The organism is Paenibacillus sp. P22, assembly GCF_000469945.2.
Lineage (GTDB): Bacteria > Bacillota > Bacilli > Paenibacillales > Paenibacillaceae > Paenibacillus_O > Paenibacillus_O humicus.
The window spans coordinates 1-5571 of sequence record NZ_CBRA020000099.1 but is presented as its reverse complement, the minus strand read 5'-3'; the positions used below and the strand labels follow the sequence as shown (position 1 = coordinate 5571).

At 53.7% G+C, this 5571-nt stretch carries 6 protein-coding genes and 1 riboswitch; of the genes, 1 reads left to right on the top strand and 5 read right to left on the bottom strand.

Annotated elements, in window-relative coordinates; all coding sequences use genetic code 11:
* Nucleotides 1-347 precede the first annotated feature (347 nt).
* Nucleotides 348-571: riboswitch (cyclic di-AMP (ydaO/yuaA leader) on the bottom strand.
* Nucleotides 572-751: 180 nt separating this feature from the next.
* Both BN871_RS14815 and BN871_RS14810 read right to left on the bottom strand, forming a co-directional pair.
* The gene (locus BN871_RS14815) at nucleotides 752-1525 is read right to left on the bottom strand and encodes a TatD family hydrolase (RefSeq protein ID WP_048746964.1); all 774 of its coding nucleotides are present in this window, start codon (nucleotides 1523-1525) and stop codon (nucleotides 752-754) included.
* A 25-nt stretch (nucleotides 1526-1550) separates the two neighbouring features.
* Entirely contained in the window at nucleotides 1551-2849 is a 1299-nt protein-coding gene (locus BN871_RS14810) for an HD domain-containing protein (protein ID WP_049868623.1), read from the bottom strand.
* A gap of 267 nt (nucleotides 2850-3116) precedes the next feature.
* Between BN871_RS14810 and BN871_RS14805 the strand changes: the two genes are divergently transcribed.
* Entirely contained in the window at nucleotides 3117-3371 is a 255-nt protein-coding gene (locus BN871_RS14805; RefSeq protein ID WP_048746960.1) for an AbrB/MazE/SpoVT family DNA-binding domain-containing protein, read from the top strand.
* A 199-nt stretch (nucleotides 3372-3570) separates the two neighbouring features.
* Here BN871_RS14805 and rsmI read toward each other — a convergent pair whose 3' ends face one another.
* The 3 genes from rsmI to BN871_RS14790 all read right to left on the bottom strand — a co-directional run.
* Nucleotides 3571-4443: a 16S rRNA (cytidine(1402)-2'-O)-methyltransferase gene (rsmI, locus tag BN871_RS14800; protein ID WP_048746958.1), complete on the bottom strand. Its 873-nt coding sequence runs from the start codon at nucleotides 4441-4443 to the stop codon at nucleotides 3571-3573.
* The gene (locus BN871_RS14795) at nucleotides 4421-5188 is read right to left on the bottom strand and encodes a tRNA1(Val) (adenine(37)-N6)-methyltransferase (protein WP_048746956.1); all 768 of its coding nucleotides are present in this window, start codon (nucleotides 5186-5188) and stop codon (nucleotides 4421-4423) included. Before BN871_RS14795 ends, rsmI begins: the two co-directional genes overlap by 23 nt.
* Nucleotides 5189-5292: 104 nt before the next feature.
* A partial coding sequence (locus BN871_RS14790; RefSeq protein ID WP_048746954.1) for an initiation control protein YabA occupies nucleotides 5293-5571 on the bottom strand: 279 nt, incomplete at its 5' end.

Below are 5571 nucleotides of genomic sequence, written 5' to 3'. Positions count from 1 at the left end.
GCTCCCGCAGTWGAATCAAACGCAGGTTTTCATGCTTCCATCGCCATTGGAAAGACTTGCTGGATGATCGTTGTACATGGGTGTCCTTTAAGGGAATTGCGCCCACTTCTTCGGTCCTCCTTACATAGCCCCGCCGCCTCGTGTTACGCATGACTATTTAAGACGCGACTATTAGGTTTTGTACGTGCCGAGCAGCACGCCTATCAACCTCTTGCTTCACCTCCACGGTTAACCCTATGTCGACGGTTTACGCAATATTCAAACAAAAAGAAGCCGTCGACAGAGGATCTGTATCGTGGCTTCCCGGGTTGGTCACGCTGAACACATGGAAAGTGGAGCACGAGGTTGATCTCTCTTATATGCGCTTACGAGGTTAGCTGACGGGTTCGGACAAGAGAGCTGCCCTATTCGCCTACTCGGCCTGCTCAAGGCCTTTTGGCAAAATTCACCCCTGGAAAAGGTCAGTTCGTCCATCCAGTCCGCTCCGGAATATCCTGTCATCCGGGACTGCAAGGAATCGCTGCTTGGTTCCCCCGCTCTCCCTTGTGGGGAGATTAAGCGAATGATTAAAAACTGCATCACTCAAAGCTCTGAGTTGAATCATACAGTTTCGGTCAACCGATTGTAAAGAAGAGATAAAAGACTCTTTCAGCCAAATTAGAGGAAAATCCGGCCGTTTTGGGCGGTTTGACGGAGCAGAAATATAATTTTTCTCAACCAGGCACCTTTTTACAAGCTTTTTCGCCCGATTTTAAGAAAGCTGGAAACATTTTCTTGCATTTGCAGATGTGATGGAAACGATCTCATTCACATTTTTGCCTTTTATTTCCGCCGCTGTCTCGGCAACCAAGGCCACGAATGCGGACTCGTTCCGCTTCCCTCGATGTGGATGAGGAGCCAGATAAGGGGAATCCGTTTCGATGAGCAGACGGTCCAGAGGAACCTGCGCAAGAACCTCTTTCGGCACCCTGGCATTCTTGAATGTCACCGGCCCGCCGAACGAAATATAGAAGTTCATGTCCAGACACTGCTTGGCCGTTTCCCAGCTGCCGGAGAAGCAGTGCATGATGCCTCCGACCTCAGCCGCCTTCTCTTCCCGAAGGATGCGGACGACATCCTCATGGGCATCGCGGTTATGAATGACGATCGGCTTGCCGGTACGCTTCGCGATGCGGATCTGCTCTCGGAATACCTGCTGCTGGACATCCTTGGGAGCGGTATCCCAATAATAGTCCAGTCCGATTTCCCCGATGGCGACGACTTTCGGATGCGCCATCAGCGCCTCCACCCGCTCGAGGTCCCCTTCTCCCACATCGGCGCTGTCCGTCGGATGCCACCCGACAATGGCGTAGATGAACGGATATTTTTCGGCAAGTTCCAGCGTCGTCGGTATCGTCTCGCGGTTGAATCCGACATTGAACATCAGCTCAACCCCCGCGTCGCGGGCGCGCTGGATCGCTTCCTCGCGGTCATTGTCGAATTTGGGGGAGTCCAGATGCGTATGCGTGTCAATCAATCCTGCCATGTTTCGACTCCTTTCGAATGGCGGCCTACAGGCCAAGTCTTTCCCGAATATCCGGTTCCATGCGATAGCTGAGCAGCGAAGCTGCTTCGGCATCGTAGAAAAGCCGGTATTGGCCGCGGTGCATGCCCGTTATCGACCTCACCACATCGGACTGAGCGGATATTTCCGTCAGCTGCATGGAGCTGTCAAGAAGCAGAATCGGAGGCTTGCCCCGGTTTCCTTCCTCCTGCTTGTCCATTCCCGAACGATACACATGATAGGGAAGATCATAAGGAAAATCAATTTCCAGCTCGTAATCGCGGTTCATTCCGGCGGCCGCCAGCCTTTCGCAGAACAGCTGGGCGTCTGATTCATGTTCGCGGTCGAAGGTTATATACTTGTACAATTTGCGATTAAGGAATCGGGTGCATAAGGATGCCAGCCGTTTATCCTCCTCTTCGGTCCAGGCGGCAAAAGCCGTTTGGACGAGCGATTCGTCCAGCTTCAAATAGGATGCCACATCCAGCTCCTGATTGAACAGCCGCTTGATCGGCTCGGGAATCCAGGAGAAGGCGTAGCCCGAACGGCATAATTCCTGGGCCCTCAGAAGAATTTTCCTCAGCACAATCTCCGAGCTGCGTGTAACCGGATGAAAGTACACCTGCCAATACATCTGATAACGGCTCATCAGATAATCCTCGACCGCATGCATGCCGCTGTCCTTCACGACGATCCTGCCCTGATGGGGGCGCAGCACGCGGAGAATCCGGTCCAGATCGAACGTTCCGTAATTGACCCCCGTAAAGTAGGCATCCCGGAGCAGGTAATCCATGCGGTCCGCATCCATTTGGCTCGACACCAAATTAATGACGATCGGCTTCTCGTAGGTTTTTCGGATAACGGAAGCTACTTTGCCCGGAAATCCAGGCTCGACGGAACGCAGGAGCCGGTTCACTTCCGTATCTCCTTCTATAATAGAGCAGCTCCATTCCTCATGATCGAATTCCATGATTTCTTCAATGGAATGGGAGAACGGCCCATGCCCGAGATCATGCAGCAAAGCCGCGCAGAGGCTGAGAAGCTTCTCCTCCCTGGGCCAGTCCGGGTATTCGCTGCGTTCGAACTGCGAGATGATGCGCCGCGTCAGCTCATAGACGCCGAGCGAATGGCTGAATCGGCTGTGCTCCGCGCCATGGAAGGTGAGAAACGTGGTGCCAAGCTGGCGGATTCTTCTCAGCCTCTGAAATTCCGGCGTATCGATCAGGTCCCATATCAGCTGATCCTGAACGTAAATATACTTGTGGACCGGATCCTTGAACACCTTTTCCTCTTCCAGCTTTGTCATCCTCATCCACCTTTCGTTCAAACTTTCGACAAAATAAGCATGCTGTTTGTCGAATAGTGTCGTAATAAGATTTCCAATTTTTCTAGTCTTGTAGTAAGATAACTAGAGATTTAATCCCTTTCCTGTTCTAAAACCTTGAATTTATGTGCTAAAACTAGACTTTTTGATGGTTGACTGATTTGGGAATGGTTGGTATTATTAAAATCATAAAAAGTAGTTTTATGTCGAACGTTGACGAAATAAATCAAGAGAGGCTGGTCGCCCATTATGATGAAATCCACCGGTATTGTTCGGAAAGTTGACGAGCTTGGCCGCGTTGTTATTCCAATCGAGCTGCGCCGTACGCTTGGAATCGGCGAAAAAGATGCCCTGGAAATTTATGTAGACGGAGAACGCATCATGCTCAAGAAATATGAGCCGGCATGCATCTTCTGCGGCAACGCAGAGAACGTCGCTTACTTCAAAGGCAAAATCGTCTGCAATTCCTGCCTTTCCGAAATGCCTACCCCTGTGACAAAATAAGCATAATCAGTTATACTTAACTTTAGCAACTTTAACCAAGGTATTTCTAACCTTTTTATACTCCTACCTTGCCTTCCTGAGCTGGCGACAGCCCGGGAAGGTCCTTTTTTTTTCCGGGCCGATCTCATGCGCTTTCAGCCTCCAGCACATAAAAGTTCGCCTTCTGCGAAATAGTCACGAGGCCGGCCGACAAGCCGGCTTATTTGCGCATGAGCTCGTTGTAGACAACCCGTTTCTGCAGTCCCCGGTCCGCGGCTGTTTTCCGAATGGCTTCCTTTCTCGGCTCCCCCTGCTCTTCGTATTTGGAGGCATGCTCTTCCAGGCTGAGTCCTTCCCACCAGGACGGGCCCTGCTCCGCCGCTTCATCCCCATCCGCTCCCTCGACAACAAGGCAGTATTCCCCGAGAGGCTCGTTTTCCTCCAGCCATTGCTCGCATTCCGAGACCGTGCCCCGAACGGCTTCTTCATGCTTTTTGGTCAACTCGCGAATCATCGCCATTTTTCGATCGCCGAGCACGGCCCGAATTGCAGGCAGCGTTTTCGCCACCCGATGGGGGGATTCATAAAACAGCAGCGTGCTGTCCATCCGCTTCAGCCCGAGCAGCCAGTTCTCCAGCGATTTCTTGTCCCGGGGAGGAAAGCCGGCAAACAGGAAGCGTTCGGTGGGCAGCCCCGAGATGATGAGCGCGGCGAGCGCAGCATTGGCTCCCGGCACAGGCACGACGGGAATGCCTCGTTCCACGGCATCCTTGACCAGATCGGCTCCCGGATCGGATATGGCGGGCATCCCGGCGTCGCTCACGAGCGCGATGCTGCTCCCTTCCTCCAGAAGCCGTATCAGCTCAGGGCCGCTGGCTGCTTTGTTATGCTCATGATAGCTGACGAGGCGGCCGTCGATCTCGAAGCGGCTGAGCAGCTTGCGGGTCTGCCTCGTATCCTCCGCAGCAATCAGGGAAACTTCCTTCAGGATGCGGATGGCCCGCATCGTGATATCCTCCAGGTTGCCGATCGGCGTTGCGACCAGATAAAGCGTGCCGCAGCTGTGCTCCTCAAAGCTCTTTTGCCTGTTCATCCGCAGAGCCTCCTTTATGTCCATAGTAAATGTCCATGATTTCCTGACTGTATCGCTCCTTGTCCGCATAGACGATCAGCGGGGGCAGCAGCCTCAGCGAAGGCTTCGCATCGCGAACAGCTTCGATCAGCACCATATTCGCTTCGGAGCCGGCATGGGGGTGTACGAATCGAAGCCGCTTCGGCTCCAGCTTCCAGCGGGTCATCGACGCCAAGATCTCCACGAGACGCCCTGGCCGATGAACCATCGACACTTTGCCGCCGGTACGGACCAGCCTCGCGCAATTCTCGACAATTTCCTCCAAAGTGCCGTGCACTTCATGACGCGCGACCGCATAATGCTCATTGCCGTTCCGGTCTCCCGTCAGGGGAGGCATATACGGCGGATTGACGGTCACCGCATCATAGCTTCCCCAGCCGAGCTCTCTTGATTTCTCGCGCAGGTCTCCTTCTACGATTCGAATCCGCGTTCCCATTCCGTTGATTTCCACGCTGCGGCGAGCCATATCGGCGAGGCGAGGCTGAATTTCCACGGCATCGATCGAAGCGCGAGTCCTCGTCGTCAGCAGCAGCGGGATGACCCCGTTGCCGGTGCAGAGATCCACGATTCGTCCCGAGGGCGGAACTCCGGCAAAATGCGCGAGAAGCACCGCGTCCATGGAGAAGCTGAACACTTCCCGGCTCTGGATGATGCGAAGCTCATGTGTCAGCAGATCGTCCAGCCTTTCGCTTGGCTGCAATTCCATATCCAAAATGCTTCCTTTCCCCTTTCCGGCCTCTCCCCCTGGGAGCAGCCCAAAAACCTGTACGACGACAAAGAGGACCCGTTTTACGGGTCCCTTGGTCTGCATTATTTATTCAGGAACGACAGGCAGAACAGGCAGTCTCCTTCGGTGCGGAGATGACCATAGTACACGTTGCAAATATGGAAGCCTTCATAATAAAGCCTTGCCAGATTGTCGTGTCCTTCTCCAACCGCCTGCGGCAGTTCCTCGGTCAAAGACCCCGAATCGGAAGCCAGCTGCCGGACAGGAGCCGATGAACCGGAATGCACCGGCTGCATCGCTTTCTCCGTGTGAGGATTGGTTTCCTTCCTCAACACCTTGCGCAGCTGACGATTCTCGATCGA